At 72.0% G+C, this 22153-nt stretch carries 19 protein-coding genes and 1 riboswitch; of the genes, 10 read left to right on the plus strand and 9 right to left on the minus strand.

The window, feature by feature from the left end; all coding sequences use genetic code 11:
* Positions 1–38: 38 nt before the first annotated feature.
* Genes ACIQFZ_RS08900 through ACIQFZ_RS08920 form a run of 5 tightly spaced genes read right to left on the minus strand, consistent with a single transcriptional unit; the run spans position 39 to position 5168 of the window.
* Positions 39–710 (minus strand): ABC transporter ATP-binding protein, encoded by a 672-nt coding sequence (locus ACIQFZ_RS08900; RefSeq protein WP_376652764.1) that lies wholly within the window; start codon positions 708–710, stop codon positions 39–41.
* Positions 703–1722, minus strand: coding sequence for an ABC transporter ATP-binding protein (locus tag ACIQFZ_RS08905; protein WP_402690904.1), 1020 nt, complete (start codon positions 1720–1722; stop codon positions 703–705). The genes ACIQFZ_RS08900 and ACIQFZ_RS08905 overlap by 8 nt, the downstream gene beginning before the upstream one ends.
* Entirely contained in the window at positions 1719–2606 is an 888-nt protein-coding gene (locus ACIQFZ_RS08910; RefSeq protein WP_402690905.1) for an ABC transporter permease, read from the minus strand. The genes ACIQFZ_RS08905 and ACIQFZ_RS08910 overlap by 4 nt, the downstream gene beginning before the upstream one ends.
* Complete coding sequence (locus ACIQFZ_RS08915) at positions 2596–3564, minus strand: ABC transporter permease (protein ID WP_402690957.1); 969 nt, start codon at positions 3562–3564, stop codon at positions 2596–2598. The genes ACIQFZ_RS08910 and ACIQFZ_RS08915 overlap by 11 nt, the downstream gene beginning before the upstream one ends.
* Positions 3565–3584: 20 nt before the next feature.
* Positions 3585–5168, minus strand: coding sequence for an ABC transporter substrate-binding protein (locus tag ACIQFZ_RS08920; RefSeq protein ID WP_402690906.1), 1584 nt, complete (start codon positions 5166–5168; stop codon positions 3585–3587).
* 222 nt (positions 5169–5390) lie between these two features.
* Here ACIQFZ_RS08920 and ACIQFZ_RS08925 point away from each other — a divergent pair, with 222 nt between their 5' ends.
* Entirely contained in the window at positions 5391–5738 is a 348-nt protein-coding gene (locus tag ACIQFZ_RS08925) for a hypothetical protein (RefSeq protein ID WP_365423309.1), read from the plus strand.
* Between the two features lie 250 nt (positions 5739–5988).
* Positions 5989–6198: riboswitch (cobalamin riboswitch) on the minus strand.
* Between the two features lie 76 nt (positions 6199–6274).
* Here ACIQFZ_RS08925 and ACIQFZ_RS08930 read toward each other — a convergent pair.
* On the minus strand, positions 6275–7660 hold the full coding sequence (locus ACIQFZ_RS08930; RefSeq protein ID WP_402690907.1) for an FAD-dependent oxidoreductase: 1386 nt from the start codon (positions 7658–7660) through the stop codon (positions 6275–6277).
* Positions 7661–7733: 73 nt separating this feature from the next.
* On the opposite strand from ACIQFZ_RS08930, the gene ACIQFZ_RS08935 reads away from it, so the two are divergent.
* Entirely contained in the window at positions 7734–8384 is a 651-nt protein-coding gene (locus ACIQFZ_RS08935; RefSeq protein WP_365423315.1) for a TetR/AcrR family transcriptional regulator C-terminal domain-containing protein, read from the plus strand.
* A gap of 235 nt (positions 8385–8619) precedes the next feature.
* Entirely contained in the window at positions 8620–10653 is a 2034-nt protein-coding gene (locus ACIQFZ_RS08940; protein WP_365777821.1) for a SpoIIE family protein phosphatase, read from the plus strand.
* Positions 10654–10863: 210 nt separating this feature from the next.
* Here the strand turns inward: ACIQFZ_RS08940 and ACIQFZ_RS08945 are convergent, their stop codons facing one another.
* Positions 10864–11844 carry an alpha/beta hydrolase gene (locus tag ACIQFZ_RS08945; RefSeq protein ID WP_365423318.1) on the minus strand — a complete coding sequence of 327 codons (981 nt, stop codon included), beginning with the start codon at positions 11842–11844 and terminating at the stop codon, positions 10864–10866.
* A 420-nt stretch (positions 11845–12264) separates the two neighbouring features.
* Here ACIQFZ_RS08945 and ACIQFZ_RS08950 point away from each other — a divergent pair, with 420 nt between their 5' ends.
* The 5 genes from ACIQFZ_RS08950 (at position 12265) to ACIQFZ_RS08970 (ending at position 17385) form a co-directional block, all read left to right on the plus strand.
* Positions 12265–12984, plus strand: a complete 720-nt coding sequence (locus ACIQFZ_RS08950; protein ID WP_402690908.1) for an FAD binding domain-containing protein — start codon at positions 12265–12267, stop codon at positions 12982–12984.
* Positions 12985–13304: 320 nt separating this feature from the next.
* Positions 13305–13577, plus strand: coding sequence for a heavy-metal-associated domain-containing protein (locus ACIQFZ_RS08955; RefSeq protein WP_383059178.1), 273 nt, complete (start codon positions 13305–13307; stop codon positions 13575–13577).
* Between the two features lie 88 nt (positions 13578–13665).
* Positions 13666–15939, plus strand: coding sequence for a heavy metal translocating P-type ATPase (locus ACIQFZ_RS08960; protein ID WP_383059177.1), 2274 nt, complete (start codon positions 13666–13668; stop codon positions 15937–15939).
* A gap of 302 nt (positions 15940–16241) precedes the next feature.
* Complete coding sequence (locus ACIQFZ_RS08965; RefSeq protein WP_402690909.1) at positions 16242–16661, plus strand: DUF6153 family protein; 420 nt, start codon at positions 16242–16244, stop codon at positions 16659–16661.
* A gap of 100 nt (positions 16662–16761) precedes the next feature.
* Entirely contained in the window at positions 16762–17385 is a 624-nt protein-coding gene (locus tag ACIQFZ_RS08970; RefSeq protein ID WP_402690910.1) for a DUF305 domain-containing protein, read from the plus strand.
* A gap of 75 nt (positions 17386–17460) precedes the next feature.
* Here ACIQFZ_RS08970 and solA read toward each other — a convergent pair whose 3' ends face one another.
* Positions 17461–18582 (minus strand): N-methyl-L-tryptophan oxidase, encoded by a 1122-nt coding sequence (gene solA, locus ACIQFZ_RS08975; protein WP_402690911.1) that lies wholly within the window; start codon positions 18580–18582, stop codon positions 17461–17463.
* A gap of 197 nt (positions 18583–18779) precedes the next feature.
* On the opposite strand from solA, the gene ACIQFZ_RS08980 reads away from it, so the two are divergent.
* A complete protein-coding gene (locus ACIQFZ_RS08980; protein ID WP_402690912.1) occupies positions 18780–19445 on the plus strand; it encodes an ArsR/SmtB family transcription factor in 666 nt (221 codons plus the stop codon).
* The gene (locus ACIQFZ_RS08985; protein WP_383059168.1) at positions 19442–20782 is read left to right on the plus strand and encodes an MFS transporter; all 1341 of its coding nucleotides are present in this window, start codon (positions 19442–19444) and stop codon (positions 20780–20782) included. Before ACIQFZ_RS08980 ends, ACIQFZ_RS08985 begins: the two co-directional genes overlap by 4 nt.
* 70 nt (positions 20783–20852) lie before the next feature.
* Here the strand turns inward: ACIQFZ_RS08985 and ACIQFZ_RS08990 are convergent, their stop codons facing one another.
* Positions 20853–22115 carry a MalY/PatB family protein gene (locus tag ACIQFZ_RS08990; protein WP_383059166.1) on the minus strand — a complete coding sequence of 421 codons (1263 nt, stop codon included), beginning with the start codon at positions 22113–22115 and terminating at the stop codon, positions 20853–20855.
* Positions 22116–22153 lie beyond the last annotated feature (38 nt).

Below are 22153 nucleotides of genomic sequence, written 5' to 3' on the forward strand. Positions count from 1 at the left end.
GCGGATCTGGCGGCGCCTCCCGAACAGATCGACGACGCCTAGTGCGCCCCGCCGGCGTCCGTCAGCGTGCCCCAGTGGACGGTGCGGTCGCACCAGCGGTGAAGCAGGGTGCGGTCGTGGCCGACGGCGAGGAGGCCCGCGCCCGTGGCGGCGCGGTAGTCCTCGACGACCGCGACCAGGGCCGCCGTCGTGGAGGCGTCGAGCATCGCGGTCATCTCGTCGCAGATCAGCCAGCGGGGGCGCAGGACGAGCGCCCGGGCCAGGCAGGCGCGTTGGAGCTGACCGTCGCTGACCTCGTGCGGGCGTCTGCCGAGCAGGTCGGGGGTCAGGCCGACCCGTCCGGCGAGTTCGGTGACGCGCTCCCGCACCTCGGCGCGTCGGCCGGTGGCCCTCAGGGGCTCGGCGATCAGGTCGGTGAGTGTCAGGCGGGGGTCCGCGGAGAGGCGGGGCTGCTGGAAGACCACGCCGAAGGCGGTGCGCTGCGGGCGCGGGGCCCGGTGACGCCACCCTCGTACGGACTCGCCGTCCAGTAGCACGGCGCCGGAGTCGGGGCGGTGCAGCAGGGCCGCGACGCGGGCGAGCGTGGACTTGCCGCAGCCACTGGGGCCGAGCAGGCCGACCGCTTCACCGGGCGCGACGGCCAGTGAGACGTCTCGTACCGCCGGATTCCGCCGGTCATAGCCCGCGGTGATGGCGCGCAGTTCAAGCATGCACGTCCTCCGATGCTCCCTGGGCGGCTTCCTCGCCGCTTGCCGAGGCGGGGTGGGGGTGGTGGCAGGCGACCTTGCCGGCAGTCGGCGGCAGTACGGCGCAGGCGTCGTCGGCCCGGTCGCAACGGGCGGCGAAGGCGCAGCCCTCGGGGAGGGCTCCGAGTTCGGGTGGCAGGCCGGGGATGGCGGTGAAGGCCCGGTCGGGGAGGGCCTGGAGCAGGCCGCGGCTGTAGGGATGGCGGGGGCCGCGCGAGCCGAAGAACACCTCCGCGTCGGCCAGTTCGACGATCCGGCCCGCGTACATGACGGCGATCCGGTCGGCGATCCGTTCGGCCGCGGCCAGGTCGTGCGTGATCATCAGCAGGCCGCGCCCTGCCGTGTCCGACTCGCCCGGGTGGTCGATGTGGCGTCGCAGTTCGTCGACCGTGTGGTTCACCAGGTCACGGTCGAGCCCGGTGGTCGGTTCGTCGGCGAGCAGCAGCGGCGCGTCGCCGACGAGGGCCAGGGCGGTGGCGGCACGCTGGGCCAGGCCGCCGGACAGCTCGTGCGGGTGGCGGTCCAGGTGATCCGGGGGGAACGCGGCGCGTTCGGCGGCCGCCCGCGCGGCGGAGCGTACGGCCGCGCGGCCGCGGACCCCGGTCAGCGCGGCGACCGTCTCCTCCAACTGGGAGCGGATGGTGCGTACGGGCGTGAGATGGGCGGCCGGGCTCTGCGGTATGAGCCCGACCAGCCGGCCCCGTACCGTCCGGGCGAGGGTCCGTTCGTCGGCCGAGAGCAGGTCGAGGCCGCCGAACATCGCCTCCCCGGCCGCCTCGGCGTTGCCGGGAAGCAGACCCAGCAGGGCGGAGGCGAGGACGGACTTGCCGCAGCCGCTCTCGCCGATCAGCGCCAGGCACTCGCCGGCCGCGACGTCGAAGTGCGCATCGGTGACGGCGGCGACACGGCGCCCGCCGGGCATGAGGAAGCGCACCGACAGTCCGCGCACCGACAGCACGGGCGATCGCTCGGTCACAGCATCAGCTCCGATCGGCGGCGTGGGTTGATCCGTTCCCGCCAGGTTCCGGCGAGTCCGGCGATGGCGAGGGTCGGGACGATGATGAACAGGCCGGGGAAGAGGGTCGGCCACCACTGTCCGGCCAGCAGCGAGCCCCGCGCGCTCTGGATGAGGGTGCCCAGGCTCGCCATGTGCGTGGGCAGTCCGAGCCCGAGGAAGGACAGCGCCGATTCGTGCCACATGGCGTGCGGCACCATCAGCGCCGCGGCGAGTGCGGCCTGGGGCAGCACGGCGGGCAGGAGGTGCCGTACGGTCACCCGCCACCTGGACGCACCGCCGGAGACGGCGGCGTCGACGTACGGGCGCGAGCGCAGGGAGAGGACTTCGGCGCGGACGATCCGGGCGGTCGACAGCCAGTGGGTGAGCGCCACCGAGACGATCACCGGCCAGACACCCGGCCGGAACATGGCGACGATGAAGATGCCGAGCAGCAGGTGGGGCACGGAGGAGACCGTGTCCACGACCCGCATGATCCCGCGGTCGACCCAGCCGCCGAGCGCACCGGCGGTGGCTCCGACGGCGGTACCGACGACGGTGGCCGTCACAGCCGCCGCCACTCCGACGAGCAGGGAGACGCGCAGTCCGTAGACGCAGCGCAGCAGCAGGTCCCGGCCGAGGTCGTCGGTGCCGAAGGGGTGGGTCCAACTCGGCGGCAGCAGCTTGGCGGCCAGATCGACGGCCTGCTGGTCGAGTTGGACCAGCGGTGGCACGACGAGGACGGCGAGGACGGTCGTGGCGACCAGCGCGGCGGAACTGCGCACCCGCAGTGTGCGGGTGGAGCGGCGCTTCGTCCCGTACGAACGCCAGACGGTTTCCCGGGAGGCGGGGACGTCACATGTCACTGAACTTCACCCTCGGGTCGAAGAGTCCGTAGAGCAGGTCCGCGAGCAGGTTGCCGGCGAGGACGGCGGCCGTGGCCAGCGTGGTCAGCGCGGCGAGCAGCGGGAAGTCGACTGCGGTGGCCGCCTCCACGGTGGCCGCGGCGATGCCCGGCCAGCTGAACACGCTCTCCACCAGCAGGGCGCCGGTGATGAGTTCGGGCACGCGGGAGCCGACCAGGGTGAGCACCGGCAGCAGGCCGGAGCGAAGGGCGTGGCCGAGCAGGACCGTGCGTTCGTTCAACCCGCGGGCCCGGGCGCCGCGTGCGGGGTCCTCCGACAGCGCGTCGCCGACGCCTTGGCGTACGTAGAGGGTGAACCACGGCAGTTGGGAGACGGCGAGCACTCCGGCCGGCAGCACGACATGGCTGACCACCTGTCCCGCGGTGACCTGTTCGCTCTCGGTGTCGGTGAGGCCGCCGGCCGGGAGCACGCCCAATTGGAGGGCGAACAGCCAGATCGCCAGCAGGGCGAGCCAGAAGACAGGCGCCGCCTCCAAGGAGTAGGCGAGTGACGTGACGACCCGGTCGAGCAGGGATCCCGGGCGGCGGGCGGCGAGGACGCCGAGCACGGTACCCGCCAGCACGGCCGCCGCGAAGGCGACCGCGCACAGCAGCGCGGACCACACAAGACGCTCACCGATGACCTGGGTGACCGGCTGCCGCAGCACGCTCGACTCGCCGAGGTCGCCGGAGAGCGCGGAGGTCAGCCAGTGCCACCAGCGCGAGGTGAACGGCTGGTCCACGCCCAGGTTGGCGCGCAGCCGGTCGAGGGTCTGACCGTCGGCACGGAGGGCTGCCGTGCCCGCGTACGCCTTGACCGGGTCGAAGGGGGAGGCGGCGGCGATGGCGAACACGCCGAAGGTGACGACGAGGAGGACGGGGGCGGCGAACAGCAGCCGCCGCCCCACCAGACGCGCCATCGCCGCCCAGAGCGGGGAGGTCACTTCTTCGGCTGCCAGTCCTGGAGGTTCCACCACGGGCCGCTGGCGAAGCCGTGCTCGTGCGGCTCGACCTGCGTGGTCAGGCCGTCCCAGCGGTCGGCCAGCACATAGAGGTGGTCGATGTGGGTGAGGAAGGTGTAGCCGGGGTCCTTCACGAGTTCGCGCTGCACCGTGTCGTACGCGGCCTCGCGGGTGCCGGTGTCCTGGCTGCGGCGGCCGGTGTCGAGGGCCTTGTCCACGGCCGGGTTGGCGAAGTGGCCCATGTTGTTGAAGCCGTCGCCGGCCAGGGACGAGTGCAGCAGGGTGAACAGACCGAAGTCGGGGTCGCCGCTGCTGTCGAGTCCGGCGAGGACGGCGTCGTTCTTCATCCGCGGTTCGATCACCTCCCAGGTGGCGCTCTCCACCTTCACCTCGATGCCCGCCTTCTTGGCGTCGGAGGCGTAGGCGAGAGCGTGGTCCTGGCGGACCTTGTCGCCGGAGGGGTAGAGGAGCGTGAAGGAGGCCCGCAGACCGTTCTTCGCGCGAATGCCGCCGTCGCCGGCCTTCCAACCCGCCTGTTCCAGCGTCCGCTTGGCCTTCGCCAGGTCCTGCGGCCGCTCGATGCCCTCGGCGAACCAGGGGTCGTCGCTCGGTAGCGGTCCGTAGGCCGGGCGCCCTGCCCCGTCGAGGATCTTGTCGACCATGGCCTCGCGGTCCACGGCGGCGTCCAGCGCCTGGCGGATCGCCCGGTCGCCGGTGACCTTGTTCTGTTGGGGGAGGGTGACGGCCCGGAAGTCGTAGGACTTCGCCTCGTGCGTCGCCCTCGCCTTGTCGCCCTTGAACGTGGCGGCCAGGTTGGGCGGCAGGACCGCGCCGTCGAGGTCGCCCGAGCGCAGCCGGGTGGCGCGCACGTCGTCGTCCTTGACGATCGCCATCGTCACCTTCTTCACTTGCGGCTCGCCGCCCCAGTAGCCGGGGTTGGCCTTGAAGGTGAGCTTCTCGCCCTTGCTCCAGCCGGTGAGGACGTACGGTCCGGTGCCGACCGGCTCGGTGTTGAAGGAGCCGGTGTTGGGGTTCTGCCGCCCGGCGACGTGCTGGGGGACGATGGGCAGGACCGTGCGCCCCGCGAACGGCGCGTAGGGGTACTTGAGCGTGAAGACGACCTTGTCGTCACCGTCGGCCCGTACCTCCTTGATGGCGTCCAGCTCGCTGCGGGCGGTGTTGTTGGTCTTCGCGTCGAGAATCGTCCGATAGGTGAAGACCACGTCGGCGGAGGTCAGCGGCTCGCCGTCGCTGAACTTCACGCCGTCGCGCAGGGCGTAGGTGTAGGTGAGCCCGCCGTCGCCGACCTGGGGGAGTGAACTCGCCAGTGCCGGCCTCAGCTTCGTGTCGGCGCCCCGGGTGAGCAGGCCGTCGAAGATCTTGGAGTTGCCGTCCTTGCCGTAGCCGAGAAGAGGACTGAGGGTGTCCGGCTCGGAGGCCACGCCGATCACGACGGAGTCGGCGGCGCTCCCGCTGCCCGCACCGCCACCGGGGGCCGAGCAAGCGGCGACTCCCACGAGTGTCGCCACCGCTGCGGCTGCCCGTATCCGTCGGACGGTCATGAACCCTCACATCCTTACTGCTGGCCAAATGCTTTTGCATAGTAGTCGCAATAAAGCCTTCGGTCACCCGGGGGTCGGATGTGTGAGTTCGTCCCAACTGTCCGGCTGACCAGGAGTTTCGCGAGCGCGGAGGCGCGTGGACGCGCGGTGCGGCGGTTGCGGTGCGGCGGTTGCGGTGCTCATGGGGGCGTCCGGCGGGGGTTCGGCCTGCGGGGAGGGGCCGTGAGGCTGCATCTCGCCATACCTTCTGTTTTGTTGGCGTTACTCATCGCCGTCTCGGGCGTAGCGGCGGTTGCCCGTGGCTGGGTGCTCCACTGGAACCGGCGTTCGGTCTACCGCGTTCGCCTCTACGGCTGGGGGCAGTTGGTGGTCGCCTTCGCGCTGTGCTGGCAGGTGGTCTTCGGGCTGGTGATCAACGGCCCCTACGTCCGGTACTGGGGGGCCGCATCCGGCGTCGCGTTCATGCTGGCAGGGCTCATCGTGATGGCGGTGGGCCAGCGGTGCTCTCGGTTGACAGTGGTTGAGCGTGTTCTGGTGTGCGTGAGTGAGTGTTGTTGTGACGGCGCGTGATGTGGGAAGGCAGTGGGCGGCAGGGCGACGGGAGTTTAGGAACGGTAGCCGTACACGGTGGCCCGTGCCGCCGCGGCTGCGGACTTGGTGGTCGCGGAGATCTCCTTCGCGAGACGATTCCCTGAGATCCCGGGGACGGGACGCGGGCGCGAAGGGGTGACGGACCAGACGGCACCGGCCTACCGCGGCCGTCCGTTCGGTGTGTACGCCGACCCGCCCTCGAGGTCACCGGGACGTCCGCGCACGAGTGGTTCGCACACGCGCAGTTGGCAGGTCTTCGGACTCGCGGGCACGCCTCTGTCGTACGAGACACCTAGTGGCCGTCGCTTCCCAGGCCCAGTGCGTATGACGGCGATCGTTCCCGCTCACCGCTGCGGCGCAGTCCCGGATGCCCACCGGGTTCCCTCTTGCGACGCATCCCGTCTGGCGGACGGGGTGAACCAGCTGCACGGCCAGCCCAAGGGGCCCTCCCGGATCGCGGCCGATCATGTCCATCATTCGGATGGCGAGCCGGGACAGGCGTCCGGTCCTGCTCGCTACGGGATCCGGTGCGCGCCCTCGGCCCCCACGCGCCCCGTGTACTCCGCGAGCCCCTGCGCGGTCTCTCCCGCCCAGCCCACGTAACCGTCCGGGCGGATCAGGAACACCCCCGCGCCGTACCCCTTGTGTGCCGTGTTCCCGCCCGTCGTCAGCAGGGTCCAGTGCGGTCCCCGGAACGCGTCGAACAGCCGGATCCCGCCCACCGTCCCGTCCGGCGCGCGGTCGCCGGCCCGCACCGGGCCTGGGGACCGGCGGGTCTCCTCGGTGAGGGAGGAGGTTCGGTAGCCGAGGCCGAGTTGGCGGGTCGCCCCGCCGCGGCGGGTCTCGCCGCGGTGGACGCTCGTCGACAGCGCGAGCATGTCGGCGGCGATGGGGCGCCGTTCCTCCTCGTAGGTGTCGAGGAGCGAGTCGGGTACACCGTCGCGCAGCACCGCGCCCAGCTTCCAGCCCAGGTTGCAGGCGTCGTGCACGCTGGTGTTGAGGCCCTGGCCGCCGGCCGGCGAGTGGATGTGCGCGGCGTCCCCGGCGAGGAAGACCCGGCCCGCGCGGAAGCGGTCCGCCAGGGCCGCCCGCGGGCGGAAGTCCGAGGCCCACCGCACCTCGGTCACGTCCTCCGGGGCGAGATGCGAACGGGCGGCGACGACCTTGCGTACCCCGTCGAGGGACAGGTCCACCGCGGTGCCTTCCGGGAACCCGGCCACGACCTGGAAGTCCTCCGTACCCGCGAGCGGGCAGATCGCCATGAAGCCGTCGCCCTTCCCGCCGGTCGGGAAGATGTGCCAGTTGTCGCGGTCCAGACCGGTGATGCGGACGTCCGCCACCAGCATCGGGCTCGGATCGACCGTCTCGCCGGTCATGCCGATGCCGAGCGCCCGGCGCACCGTCGAGCGGCCCCCGTCGGCGGCGACCACGTACCTCGCCGTCAGAGCGGCGCCGGAGGCGAAGCGCACGGTCACGCCTTCCTCGTCCTGAGCGAGGCCTTCGACCTCCCGGCCGAAGTCGACCCGCCCGCCCAGTTCCTCCAGTCGTGCCAGCAGGATCCGCTGGGTGCGCCACTGCGGCACCATCCACCCTTCCGCGTACGGCGAGTCCTCGGTCGCCTCCACCGGGTCGAACATCCGGTGTTCGCCCGTCCGCCGCCCGTTCTGCCAGATCATCCCGACCGGGTAGGTGCCGCCGGCCGCGCGGATCGCGTCCAGGACGCCGAGATCGTCGAAGACCTCCAGGGTGCGCGGCTGGATCCCCTTGCCCCGCGAACCGGGAAACAGTCCGTCCGCCCGCTCGACGACGAGCGCGTCCACCCCGCGCCGGGCCAGAACGATACCGAGGGTCAGTCCGCTGGGCCCCGCGCCCACGATCAGTACGTCCACCTGTGCGGTCATGCGCCGATACTCCTTAACGTCGTTAAGTTCGGTCTGCCACGACGATGGACTTAACGCCGTTAAGCTGTCAAGCGTGAACTCGGAACCACGCGTGCCTCTCGACCGCAAGCGGGTCGCGAACGCCGCCCTGACCCTCCTGAACGAGGTGGGCCTGGCGGGCCTGACACTGAGCGCCATCGGCCGCGAGCTGGGCGTCAAGGCACCCGCCCTGTACTGGCACTTCAAGGACAAGCAGGCCCTGCTCGACGAGATGGCCACGGAGATGTACCGCCGGATGGTTGCCGGGACCCCCCTCGACCCCGCGGACACCTGGCAGGAACGGCTGCGCAAGTCCAACCACGGACTGCGCGAGGCGCTGCGCGGCTACCGCGACGGCGCGAAGGTCTTCAGCGGCTCACGCTTCACCGGCATGGAGCACGCCGGGCAGATGGAGGACAACCTGCGCCTGTTCACGGCCGCCGGCTTCACGCTCGCCCAGGCGGTGCGCGCGACCACGACCACGTATCTCTACACGCTCGGTTTCGTCACCGAGGAGCAGGGTGTCGAGCCGCTGCCCGACGAGCGGCGCGAGGGCTTCGACATCGGCGAACGCGCCCGGATGATGGCCGACTTCCCGCTGTCCGCCGCCGCGGGCACCGAGATCTTCGCGGACTACGAGCAGCACTTCGCGGAGGGACTGGAACTCGTGATCGCCGGTATCGCCACGCGGTACGGAATCGGCTGAGGACGGCCCGTCGGGCGGTGAGTCGCCGGCGGCGCGGCCACGTGCCGGCCGTGGCCCGCGAGATGCCCGGTCCCGACTTCCGCGGTCCGCGCCGTGGCCGTGGTCGTGGGCGCCGCGGCGGACCTGCCGACCCGGTCGGGGCGCGAGACCATGGTGGGGTGAGGCAGGGGTCTCGGCCGGGAACGCGGGGGCGAGGCGAGAGGAGACGTCGACGGTGGAGTCTGCCGAAGCCTTCATGGATGGCGGGGACGAGCCTGTCACGCCGTCCGGTGGCCTGCTGGACCTGCTGAGCGTCTCGGCGGTGGTGCTGGACGCGCGGGGGCGCGTGGTCTTCTGGAGCCCGCAGGCTCAGCAGATCTTCGGCTACACCGCCCGGGAGGCCCTGGGCCGGCATGCGGCCCGGCTGATGGTCGACGAACGGCACCGGAACCTCGTCGCCGCGCTGTTCGCCCAGGTTATGACGGAGGGCACGGGGTGGGCGGGTACCTTCCCCGTCCGCCACAAGGACGGCAGTTCTCGCCTGGTGGAGTTCCGCAACATGCGACTGGAAGGCGAGCACGGGGACTACTACGCGTTGGGTATCGCCGCCGACCGGGACGTCCTGCGGAACCTGGAACGCGACCTCGCGCTCTCCGCCCGGCTCGTTTCGCAGTCCCCGGTCGGGCTGGGCATCCTGGACCCCGACCTGCGGTACCTGGTGGTCAATCCCGCGCTGGAGCGCATGAACGGCCGGCCCGCCGACCTGCAGATCGGCCGAACCGTCCGCGAGGTGCTGGACTTCATGGACGCCATCTGGGTCGAGACCGCGATGCGCCGCGTACTGGACAGCGGCGACCCGCTGCTGGACCAGCTCATCCTCGCCCCCACCCCCTCCGACCCGGGCCGCGAGCACGCGTGGTCGGTCTCGTACTACCGGCTCGAGGACAGCGTGGGGCAGGTCCTCGGAGTCGCGGTCCAGCTCGTGGACGTCACTCAGCAGCACCGGGCGTCCGCCGAGGCCGCCGCCGCCCGGCAGCGCCTCGCCCTGATCGCCGATGCCTCGGCGCGCATCGGGACGACCCTCGATCCGGGTACCACCGCCGATGAGCTCGCCCGCGTCTGCGTGCCGGAAGTGGCGGACCTCGCCGCGGTCGTTCTCGTGGACGCCTTACTCAAGGGCGGCGACCGCGACCGCATACCGGACGGCCCGATGGCCATGCGCACCATGGCCACCGTCGCCCACCCGGCCCCGGACGTCTCCCTCCCCGTCGGGAACGTCGCCCGGTACGCGCCCCATCAGATGATCAGCCGGTGCGTCTCCACCGGCCGCCCGGTCTTCGCCTCCCCCGTCACCGGCCGGGACCTCGTCCAGCTCGCCCCGGCCCACGCTGCCGCCGCCCTCGCCGCGATCGGCGCACACTCCTGCCTGGCCGTCCCGCTCGTCGCCCACGGCCGCGTACTCGGTGCGCTGGGCCTCGCCCGCGGCCGCAACCCGCTGCCCTTCGGCGACGACGACGCCACCCTGGCCCTCGAACTGGCCTCCCGCGCGGCCGTCAGCATCGAACACGCCCGCTGGTACCAGAACCAGCGCCGGGCCGCCGAGAACTTGCAGCGCAGCCTTCTGCCCCGGAGACCGTCGCGGCGGCCGGGCCTGGACATCGCCTGCCGCTACCAGCCCGCCTCGACCATCTGCGGGATCGGTGGCGACTGGTACGACGCGATCGCGCTGTCCGACGACAGGACCGCCCTGGTCATCGGCGACGTGATGGGCAGCGGCAGCGGCGCCGCCGCCACCATGGGCCAGCTGCGTACGGCGACCCGCACCCTGGCCGCGCTCGACCTGGACCCCGCCGCGGTCCTGTGGCACCTCGACCGCATCGCCGGCGAGCTTGATCAGCGGTTCGCCACCTGCACGTACGCCGTGTACGACCCACGCCGCGCCTGCTGCCACGTCGCCATGGCCGGCCATCTGCCGCCGGTGCTGATGCCGGCCGGCGGTGCCCCGCGGCTCCTCGATCTCCCGACCGGAGCACCGCTCGGCGTGGGAAGCGTCCCCTTCGAGACCACCCGGCTTCGGATCGAGCCCGGGGACGGGCTGCTGCTCTACACCGACGGGCTCGTCGAGACCCGCAGCCACTCACTCGACGCGCAACTGGCCACGCTGCTGCGGCTCCTCGCAAGACCACCGGGTCCCCTGGAAGAGACCTGCGACCACCTGCTGGACGCCTTGCGCAGCCCCGACGAACCCGACGACGTCGCCCTGCTCCTCACCCGCGCCGACCGGAGCTAGGCCCTGTCGTCAAATTCCCGCCTGCCCCGCGACGCCTGGCACGCACTCTCGCCACACCGGGCGAAAAGCCCAAGTACGTCCAGTACGAGGACTTCCGCCCGGCATGCCGAGAGCACGCACCAGACGCGGCGGAGCCGCCCTTCGGGCGACGACGGGAATTTGACGACAGGACCTAGGGCTCCCAGACGAACGGCACCCGGACGAAAGGCCCTAAGCCGTTCCGGGCGTGTCAGTCGTTCCGAGGGCTTCGCGCAGGAACGTGACGGCCTGGTCGATGGCCGCTCGGGCGGCCTTGGACTGGCTGAGCGAGTTGAGCATCATGAAGTCGTGCACCGTGCCGTCGTAGCGCACTGTGGTGACCGGCACGCCGGCGGCGCGCAGCTTGGCGGCGTACGCCTCGCCCTCGTCGCGCAGCACGTCGGCCTCGTCGACGACCAGCAGCGCGGGCGGCAGGTCGGCGAGCTGCTCGGGGGTGGCCCGGTTCGGGGACGCGGTGATCTCCGCGCGCTGCTGCGGGTCGGTGGTGTAGGCGTCCCAGAACCACTCCATCAGCTTGCGGCTGAGGTAGTAGCCGGTGGCGAACTGGTCGTAGGAGTCGGTGTCCATCGCCGCGTCCGTGACCGGGTAGTACATCGACTGGTGCACGAACCTGACGTCGCCGCGCTCCTTGGCCATCAGGGCGAGCGCCGCGGTCATGTTCCCGCCGACCGACTCGCCGGCCACCGCCATGCGCCGGGCGTCCAGCCCCATGGACTCTCCCTCACGCGTGATCCACTGCGCCGTGGCGTAGCCCTGTTCGATGGCCACGGGGTAGCGCGCCTCCGGGGAGGGCGTGTACTCCACGAAGGCCACGGCGGTACGGGCGCCGACCGCCAGCTCCCGCACCAGCCGGTCGTGGGTGCCGGCGTTGCCCAGCACCCAGCCGCCGCCGTGCATGTACACCACGACGGGCAGCGTCCCGGTGACGCCCTGTGGCTTGACGATGCGCACCCGTACGTCGCCCACCGTGGCCGGGACGGTGATCCACTCCTCGTCGACCGGCAGTTTGTCGACCGGCGCGGCCTGAAGGTCGTCGAGGACCCTGCGTGCTTGGGCGGGTTCCATCTCGTACAGGAAGGGGTGCTTCGAGGTCGCGTCGGCGAGTTCCTGCGCCGGGCGCTCCAGGATGATTGAGGCGGACTTCGCAGCCATGGCAATGCTCCTTGGCGATGCTGGGAAGCGCATGCGGAGACGCGCATGCCGAGCGGCGTAGGGCGCCCGGCCGGCAAGCGCCGGTGCCACTGAACGCCCGGGCCCTGGGAAATGAGTCCTTGTCCAAGGTTCAAGGCCCTCGTTCAAGCCCTACGAGCCGATGTGCCCATCGTAGGCACACATCGTGCGCCCATCGAGTTCGCGGCGAACGGCCGGCGCCGGGGGAGCGGGGCGATCAGGTCGGTCGGGCCGGTGAGTGTGGGGCGGATGCGCTGCGCGGCTCGGCTGCCGACGCGCGTGTGCTCGTGTGAGCCCTGTGCGCGCCCCCGCCCGGACGGCAAGACTGCCTGCCGACGGGCAGGGAGCCTCGGCACTGCCCACCGCCTTCGTCCGGCGTCCCAGGAAGGCAGGTCGGTCGCTGTGCTGTTGCGTCTGCCCACGTCCGTGTCCGAAGCACGGGAGTGGCTGGCCGAGGGGGCCGTCCCGATCGGCGGGGCGACCCTTGTCTGGGCCACCTGGCAGCGCGACGGATTCCCCGAACTGGCCATGTCCCTGCGCGAATTGCCGGAGGCCAACGTCGTGGGGCGGCGGACCCTGGGCGGCGCCGTGGTCCTGAACCGGATCGACGAGCGGGTTCCCGACGTGCTGCGGCTGGCGGCCGCCACGGTGGGCACCGGGGCCGTGCGGAGGACGGCGACGGTCGGCGGCAACCTTGTCGGCAGCACGTTGCGCTGCCTGCTGCCTGCCGCGCTCGTCCTGGACGCCCGGGCGATGGTGCTGGAGCCCGAGGGCGTCCGTGAGGCGGATCTGTCCGAGGTGGTGGCCAAGCGGCCCGTCCTGCTCAGCCTCCGTTGGCGCGAGCCGGTCGCCTGTGCCTACCGCAAGCTGGACGGCGAGGCGGGCGGACCGCCGCCCCTCGTGGTCGCCTCGGCGGTGCATGCCGACTACGACGGCGACCGGCTGCGGGTCGCCGTCCGCGACGGCTATGACGTGCTCAGCGGAAGTGCCCTGAGCGTGACCGACGTGGAAGAGGTTCTGAGCGGGTTGCGCGGGACGGCCCTCGGTGAGCTGCCCGCCGCCTCGTGGGAAGTCGTCCGCTCCCAGATCGCCGGCCTTCTGGGCGGGCGCGGCGCGCGCTGAGTGACTGAGTAGGCGGCCCGCCGCCTGGCCCGCCCCGGCCCTCCGGCGGGGCGGGCCGTACGTCCACGTCCCCCCTTCCGGGGGCGGACGGGCCTGGTACTTCACCGTCTCCTTCTCCCTCCGTGCTTTCGCCGTGCTCTCACCGCGCCCTGTCGTCGGGCTCGCCTGTTGATGTCCATAGGCGGCCCGACGCACGTCAGATACCCCCATGGGGTATGGATTCAAGAGCGCTGAGTCCTTGCGTCGAATACGGGTGGGGGGTATACATGTACCCGTGCTGGGTACCCCCCTGGGGTATCCGATGAGACGAGGAGGAAACGATGTCCGGCTGCTGCACGCCCGAGGGAAGCTGCCACACCGACGCCCGGATCAAGACCGTCTACAAGGTGGACGGTGTCGGCAGCGCCCACTGCCAGGGCGTCGTCGCCAAGGCCGTGGGCGCGCTCGACGACGTCATCGCCGTGGAGGTCGAGATCGGCACGGGACTCGTCACGGTGACGACCCCCGCCGCCCCCGACGCGGCGTTCGAGTCGCTGCTCGCCGAGACCGTGGACGAGGCCGGCTACGACTACGCCGGCCGCGCCGACACCTGACCGCACGTCACCGGGCGGGGGCGTCCCGGCCCCGGCCCCGCCCCCCGCCATCCACACCCGCCGTGATCGTGAGCTGCGAGGAACAGACATGACCACCACCACGTCCGGTGCCGCCGAGGTAGAACTGGCCATCGGCGGCATGACCTGCGCCTCGTGCGCCGCCCGCATCGAGAAGAAGCTCAACCGCATGGACGGTGTCGAGGCGACCGTCAACTACGCCACCGAGAAGGCGAAAGTCACCTTCCGCGAGGACGTCGCCGTGACCGACCTGATCGCCACGGTCGAGGCCACCGGTTACACCGCACGCGAACCCGAGCCCCTCCGTGCCGAGCCCGAGCGGGCCGACCGCTCGGCAGGCCCGGCGGGGGAGGGCCCCGACGAACTCCAGCCGCTCCGGCAGCGGTTGACCACCGCGGTCGTGCTCGCGGTGCCGGTGATCGCGATGGCGATGATCCCGCCGCTCCAGTTCGAGTACTGGCAGTGGCTGTCCCTGACCCTGGCGGCTCCCGTGGTGACGTACGCCGCCTGGCCGTTCCACAAGGCCGCCTGGACCAACGCCCGCCATGGCGCGGCCACCATGGACACCCTGATCTCCGTCGGCACCTCGGCCGCGTTCCTGTGGTCGGTTTGGGCGCTGTTCTTCGGTACCGCCGGCATGCCCGGCATGACCCACCCCTTCGAGCCGACCATCGCCCGCAGCGACGGCGCCGGGAACATCTACCTGGAGGCCGCGGCCGGCGTGACCGCGTTCATCCTCGCCGGCCGCTACTTCGAAGCCCGCTCGAAGCGCAAGGCCGGCGCGGCGCTCAGGACCCTGCTGGAGCTGGGCGCGAAGGAAGTCACCGTTCTCCGCGGCGAGCGCGAAGAACGCATACCTGTAGCGGAGTTGAAGGTCGGCGACCGCTTCCTCGTCCGCCCCGGCGAGAAGATCGCCACCGACGGCACCGTCGTCGAGGGCGCCTCCGCCGTGGACGCCTCGATGCTCACCGGCGAGTCCGTCCCGGTCGAGGTCACCGTTGGGGACGCCGTCACCGGCGCCACCCTGAACGCGGGCGGACGGCTGGTCGTCGAGGCCACGCGGGTCGGCTCCGACACCCAACTCGCCCGGATGGCCAAGCTGGTGGAGGACGCCCAGAACGGCAAGGCCGCAGCGCAGCGGCTCGCCGACAGGATCTCCGGAGTCTTCGTTCCCGTCGTCATCGCGCTGGCCCTGGCCACGCTCGGCTTCTGGCTCGTCGACGGCGCGGGACTGACCGCCGCCTTCACCGCCGCGGTTGCCGTCCTGATCATCGCCTGCCCGTGCGCCCTGGGGCTCGCCACACCGACCGCCCTCATGGTCGGCACCGGGCGCGGCGCGCAACTGGGCATCCTCATCAAGGGCCCCGAGGTCCTGGAGAGCACACGCAAGGTCGACACCGTCGTCCTGGACAAGACCGGCACCATCACCACCGGCCGCATGACCCTGCTGGCCGTGCACCCGGCCGACGGCACCGACGAGACGGACGTCCTGCGGCTCGCCGGAGCCCTGGAACATGCCTCCGAGCACCCGATCGCCCAGGCGGTCGCCACCGGAGCCGCGGACCGCGTGGGCACCCTGCCGGTCCCTGAGGACTTCGCCAACATCGCCGGACTCGGTGTCCAGGGAGTCGTCGAGGGGCACGCCGTCCTCGTCGGGCGCGAGCAGTTGCTGGCCGAGTGGGCGATGTCCCTGCCCGACGACCTGCGGCGCGCCAAGGAGGCCGCCGAGGTGGCCGGTCGTACGGCCGTCGCGGTCGCCTGGGACGGCGAGGTGCGAGCCGTGCTCGAAGTCGCCGACGCGGTCAAGGAGACCAGCCCCGAGGCCATCCGCCGGCTGCGTGCCCTCGGCCTGACCCCCATGCTGCTCACCGGCGACAACCGGGCCGTCGCCGAGGCCGTCGCGGCGGAGACGGGCATCGCACCCGAGCACGTCATCGCCGAGGTCCTGCCGCAGGACAAGGTCGACGTCGTCAAGCGCCTTCAGAGCGAGGGGCGTTCGGTCGCCATGGTCGGCGACGGCGTCAACGACGCGGCGGCCCTCGCCCAGGCCGATCTGGGCCTGGCGATGGGCACCGGAACGGACGCCGCGATCGAGGCCGGCGACCTGACCCTGGTCCGCGGGGACCTCCGGGTCGCGGCCGACGCCATACGGCTCGCCCGCAGGACGCTGGGCACCATCCGCTCCAACCTCTTCTGGGCCTTCGCCTACAACGTCGCCGCGCTTCCGCTGGCCGCGGCCGGACTGCTCAACCCGATGATCGCGGGCGCGGCGATGGCCTTCTCCTCGGTCTTCGTGGTCGGCAACAGCCTGCGCCTGCGCCGTTTCCGGGCCGTCGGCCACTGACCTCCCGCCGGGAGCCGTGAGCGGTGCGCGGTGCGCGGGCACCGCGGCAGGGCGTCCGCCGTCCCTCACGGGGCGGCGGGCGTCCTCGGCTCACCCCTCATCGATCGAAGGGATCCGATGGTGACGCATCCGCCGGCCCCGTCCGCTCCGTCGGCCGCATGGGCCGTGCTTCGCAAGGGAATTACCCATCCGGTGACGCGTATGGCCGCTGTGGCCCTGCTTCAGGCCCTGGCCGCGCACATCGGCCGGACGGAGGCCTCGGGAGCGCGGCCGCCTCAGTGCGGCTGTCGGGTGTCCGTAGGATGAGTGACGTGACAGCCCGTGCACAACACGGCCGTGAGCGACCGACCGTGGGGCGGTGGCGGGCGCTGCTGGTGCTCGCGCTGCTGGCCGGGCTGTTGGGGATGCACGCCTTCGCGCCGGGCGGTGCGGCAGCCGTCGGTGCTCGTCACGCCTTTGCCGCCTCGGCGCACATGGGCATGATGACGGGCGGCGACGAGTCCGTCTGTCACGACGACGGCGGCGGTGGCGGGCATGTCCGTCACGCGGACTCGACGTGTGCGTCCGGCGCCCTTGAGGCGGGCCCGGTTCTTCCCGCCCTGATGCCCGACCCCGTGGGCCCGGTCCCGCTCGCCTTCGGCGGGCACGGGTCCGGTGCCGCCGCCCTGGAGGGCGGCCGCGCGCCGCCCACGCCGGCCGAACTGCAACTCCTGCGGATCTAGGACAAGGCCGGGCCGCGCCTGCCCACGGAGGGCGGCCGCGGCACTCCGCCATGTCCCGCGCCCCACCGGCGCAGCACTCGCGCATCGCAGGAGTACCACCATGACCAGCAGCACCCGTTCCCTCGTCCGCCGTGCCGCGCTCGCCGCGACGGCCGTGACCGCCGCCCTCGTTCTCGCCGCCTGCGGAAGCGGCGAGGACTCCGCAGGCGGCGCGCGGACGTCGTCCCCGGCGAGCGCCGAGCGCACGGCCGGCGCACACAACGACGCGGACGTGTCCTTCGCGCAGGGCATGATCCCGCACCACCAGCAGGCCGTGCTGATGGCGAGGACGGCCGCCACCCGGGCGTCCTCCGCCGAGGTCAAGGACCTGGCCTCCCGCATCGAGAAGGCCCAGGACCCGGAGATCGAGACGATGTCCGGCTGGCTGGAGTCCTGGGGCGCGAAGGTGCCCTCCGCCATGCCGGGCATGGACCACTCCGGTCACGGCGACATGCCCGGGATGATGGACGGTCAGGACATGAACAAGTTGGCGAAGGCGTCCGGTGCGGACTTCGACAGGATGTTCCTGACCATGATGGTCGAGCACCACGAGGGCGCCGTCGAGATGGCCACGACCGAGAAGGCCAACGGCCGTTACGCGCCGGCCAGGAAGACGGCCGACGACATCATCACCGCGCAGAACGCCGAGATCGAGGAGATGAACAAGCTCCTCGGCAAGAGCTGATCCCGGACGCAAGTCCCAAGTCGCAAGTCGTCAGGAGCCGGAGGCGGGTGGCCCGCCTCCGGCTCCTCGTGACGGTCAGGCGCGGTCGGCCGGTGCGGGGGAGGGGAGCCGGAAGCGCGGGTGGGGCGCGGTGCCGCCCTCCGCGAGGTCGGCGAGCATACGGCCCAGCAGCGGCGTGAACTTGAAGCCGTGCCCGGAGCAGGCCGTGCCGACGACCAGCGGGCCGACCCGGTCCAGCACGAAGTCCTCGTCGGCCGTGCTGGTGTAGAGGCAGGTCGTCTCCGTGGAGACGACCGGTTCCAGACCGGGCAGCCGCTCCGCCGCGAACGCCAGGACCCGGTCGCGGGCGGCGGCGTCCACGATCGCGTCCCGGGTCTCCGGGTCCACGACCCGCCCGCCGAGGTGTTCGGCGACCTTGACACCCTCGTCGGCCGTGGGCATGCCGTAGACGATGCCTCCGTCCTCGTGTTGAAAGCTGAAGGCGGGCCAGGCGGCGTCCGGATCGCGCCGCGGCAGGTGGAAGACCTGCTCTTGAGTCACCGTCAGCTCCGGCAGTGTGACGAGACCGTCGAGCAGCCGGCTCGTCCACGGGCCGACGGTGACGACCGCGACCGGAGCGGTGAACATGCCCGCGGGCGTGCGGGCACGGACTCCGTCCGCGTGGGTCTCCAGCGCGGTCACCGGTGTGTTGTGCAGGATCCGGCAGCCGGAACGGGCGGCGAGGCCCTGGAGCGCCGGGAGTGTCGCGTCGGGGTCGACGCGGGCGGCGTCCGGGTGGAACAGCACGTCACCCGGGAGGGCGAGTTGCGGCCAGCGCGACCGCGCCTGGTGCTCGGTGAGCACCTCGAAGTCGGCTCCCGCACCGGTCAGCGCGACGGCGGCCTGCTCCAGGCGCTCCGCGCGGCCGCCGTCCACGGCCCCCACGGTGGAGATCAGGTCGCTGTCGCTCTCGGACTCGAGCCGGTGCCACATGCGCAGCGCCTCGGTCGCCATGCGCACGTACAGGGGATCCGTGTAGGTCAGCCGCAGCAGCCGCGATCTGCCGTGCGAACTGCCGGCCTGATGGCCGGGTGCGAACCGCTCCAGCAGGCAGACGCGGTGGCCGCGCTTCGTCAGCTGCCAGGCGGCAGCGGAGCCGGCGGCGCCCCCGCCGACGACGAGGACGCCATAGTGGTCGGCTGTGCCGGAAGCGTGCATGGGATGAGCCCCTTTCGTGTGTGCCACCGCGGCCGTCCGTGTTCCCCTGCACTTGGATGCAGTGCACACACCGTATACATCGCATCCACAGCGGGCAATGGGTTGGTGGCCCGCCGCTCGCATCACGGCTGTAACCGCAAAGACTTCTTCGCGAAGGGGTCTTTGCGAAGAACTGTTTGTGGTCTACCGTGCATGACATGACCGGAACAGGAGCAAGCCCGGAGGGGTCGCACATCGAAGCGGACGAGGTGGTTCTGGATGCGAAGGGGCTGCGCGCCCTGGCACATCCCGTGCGTGTGCAGGTGGTCGGGCTGCTGCGGAAGTACGGCCCGTCGACCGCCACCCGCCTGGCGGTGCGGCTGGGGGTCAACTCCGGTACGGCCAGCTACCATCTGCGCCAGCTCGCCGCGGCCGGCTTCGTCGAAGAGGACTCCGAACGCGGCAACGCGCGCGAGCGCTGGTGGCGTTCGGTGCACCGCACGACATGGTTCAACGACCGGGAACTGGCCGAGCGTGAGCCCGAGGCCGCACTGGCCTACCAGCAGTCCGTCGCCGCCATCTACACCCTGCGCACTCAGCAGACCCTGAACGAGCTTCAGACGATGCCCCGCGCATGGCGGAACACCTTCGACATGAGCGACTGGGCCCTGCGGCTCACGCCCGAGGAAGCCGCCGCCCTGTACCGGGAGTTGACGGAAGTCATCGCGCGCTACCGGCGAGACGCGCCGGAGACGGCGGCAAGTGCCCCCGAGGGAGCCGAACGGGTAGCCGTGATCACACAGATCCTGCCCGAACTGGATGCGCCTGCCGCGTCGTCGCTCCCATCCGGCCCTCAGGAAGCGGAAGGAAGCCCGACGTCATGACCCACGACGCCTCGGAGGCCGACGGCATACCCGGCAAGCGGTCCTTGCGGCCGCTCGCCGGGGTGCTGGCGGCCACGGCCGTGTCGCTCACCGGCACCCGGGTCTCCGCCGTGGCACTGCCCTGGTTCGTGCTCGTCACGACGGGCAGCGCCACCCAGACCGGACTCGCCGCCTTCTGCGAGATGACCCCCTACGTGCTGGTCAAGGCCTTCACCGGACCGCTGGTGGACCGGATCGGCCCGCGGACCGTGTCCTGGACCACCGATCTGGCGAGCGCGGCCGCGGCCGCCGCGGTTCCCCTGTTCCACACCCTGGACGTGCTGTCCTTCCCGCTCCTGCTGGCCCTGGTCGCGCTGATCGGCGCGGCCCGGGGCCCCGGCGACCTGGCCAAGGAGGTGATGGTCCCGGAGGCGGCCGAGCGCGGCCGGGTGCCGCTGGAGAGGGCCACCGGTCTGTCCGGTGTGACCGAACGGCTCGCCTCCACCCTGGGCCTGGCGGCCGGCGGCGCGCTCGTGGGGCTGCTCGGCCCCCTGACCGGACTGGTCGTCAACGCGGGCTGCTTCGCCCTCGGATCGGTGATCATCGGGCTGTCGCTGCCGCCCGGCATGGGACGTGCCGCCGAGGAGCCGCCGTCGCAGGCGGCCGGGGCGGCCGAACCGGGCTACTGGCGGCGGTTCGCGGAGGGCTTCACCTTCCTGCGCGGCGAGTTGCTGCTGCTGAGCGTCATCGTCATGGTCGCTGTCACCAATCTGCTGGACGCCGGCTTCATGTCGGTGCTCGTACCCGTCTGGGCGAAGGAGTCCGGCAACGGGCCGGGCGTGATCGGCCTGGTGGGCAGTGCCATGGGAGGCGCGGCCGTCCTCGGGAGCCTGATCGCCTCGGTGGCCGCGCGGCGGTTGCGGCGCCGGCTGGTGTTCTTCGCGGGGTTCCTGCTGGCGGGCGCGCCGAGATTCCTGATTCTCGCCTCCGACGCGCCGTTGGCGGCGGTGCTGGCCGTGTTCGCCCTCAGTGGGTTCGGCGCGGGCTTCGTCAACCCGGTGCTGGGAGCAGTCTTCTTCGAACGGGTCCCGCGCCGGATGCTGGGCCGGGTCAAGGCGCTCAGCAATTCCCTGGGCTACGCCGGTATCCCCCTCGGCGGACTGATCGCGGGGGCGGCGGTGGCCTGGGCCGGACTCGTACCGGTGCTGCTCGCCGGCGGGGCCGCGTACTTCCTCACCACGAGCCTCACCGGACTGCGGCCGGAATGGCGCGAGATGGACCGGCCGGACGCGCGCCGCGCCCCGGAGCGGCGACCCGGGGAGGAGGCCGAGCCGGCCGGTACGAGTGCCGGGTCGTGATGTCCGGACGCGTCGAGGGCCGCATGGCCGGCCGACTCGACGCGTTTGCCGGGACCCGCCCCGGACCGGGTCAGGGGCGGGGTGCCTGCCCGAGATCGGTGAGCGCGCGGCCCATGCGCGTGAGCGCCTGACGCAGGATCGCCGGTGAGGTCGCGAAGTTGAGGCGTACGCATCCCGCGCCGCCACTGCCGAATACGTGTCCGGAGCTGAGGGCGACGCGAGCTTCGTCCAGGAACAGCTTCGCCGGTCCGGCGAGGTCGCTCACGATGCCGGGCCCGTCCGTGGGACCGTCGTCGTGCAGTCCCAGCCCGGTGCAGTCCAGCCAGGCGAGGTAGGTGCCCTGCGGCGGGACGTACCCCACGTCCGGGAGGTGTTCCTTCACCAGTTCGCCCAGCAGGCTCCGGTTGGCGTCGAGCCCGAGCAGCAACTCGTCGAGCCAGTCGGCCGCGTCGCGGAACGCCGCCGTGTGGGCCAGGATGCCCAGGTGGCTGGGGCCGTGGCCGACCTCTTCGGGCATCCGGCGCAGGTCGTCCGCGGCCTCGGTGCCGGCGATGGCCACGGCGGCCTTGAGACCGGCCAGGTTCCATGCCTTGGACGCGGAGGTCAGCGCGAAGCCGTTCTCCGAGCCGGGAACGCTGAGGAAGGGCGTGAAGACGGCGCCGGGCAGCACCAGCGGGGCGTGGATCTCGTCGGAGACCACCCGGACACCGTGTCGGCGGGCGAGCGTGGCGATCGCCTCGAGTTCCGCGCGGGTGTGGACGACACCGGTCGGGTTGTGCGGGTTGCTCATCAGGAACGCCGCGCGGCGGCCGTTGCGCCGTGCGCGTATGAAGGCGTCCTCGAGGCCGGCGAGGTCGATTCGCAGGTCGGGGCCGAGACGGGCCTCGACGACCTCCCGGCCGTCGTGCGTGACGAACGCGTAGAACGGGGGGTAGACGGGCGAGCAGACGACGACCGCGTCGCCGGGGCCGGTGATCAGGCGGAGGACCTCGACGATGCCCAGCATCACGTCGGGCACGAGCGCCGTGTTCTCCACGCGCAGACCGTCCCACCCCCAGCGCGTGGCGGCGAAGGCGGCGAGGGCCTCGGCGTAGCCGGTGCCGTGGGGGTATCCGGTGTCTCCCAACGCGACGGCCCGGTGCAGGGCGTCGGCGACGGCGGGTGCCAGGGGGACGTCCATCTCCGCGACCCACAGCGGCAGGACGTCCTCCGGGTGCGCGCGCCACTTCATGCTGGAGCGCTGCCGCAACTGCTCCAGGGACAGCTGGACGAGCGGATCGGTCCGGCCGCCGTCGTCGGGCTCGGCAGCTGCCTGGTGGGTGGACTCGCTCATGCGGTGCTCCCCTCGCCCGGGCGGACCGGGCCTCGGCG

The sequence above is a fragment of the Streptomyces sp. NPDC093064 genome (genome assembly GCF_044754605.1).
In the GTDB taxonomy this organism is placed as follows: domain Bacteria; phylum Actinomycetota; class Actinomycetes; order Streptomycetales; family Streptomycetaceae; genus Streptomyces.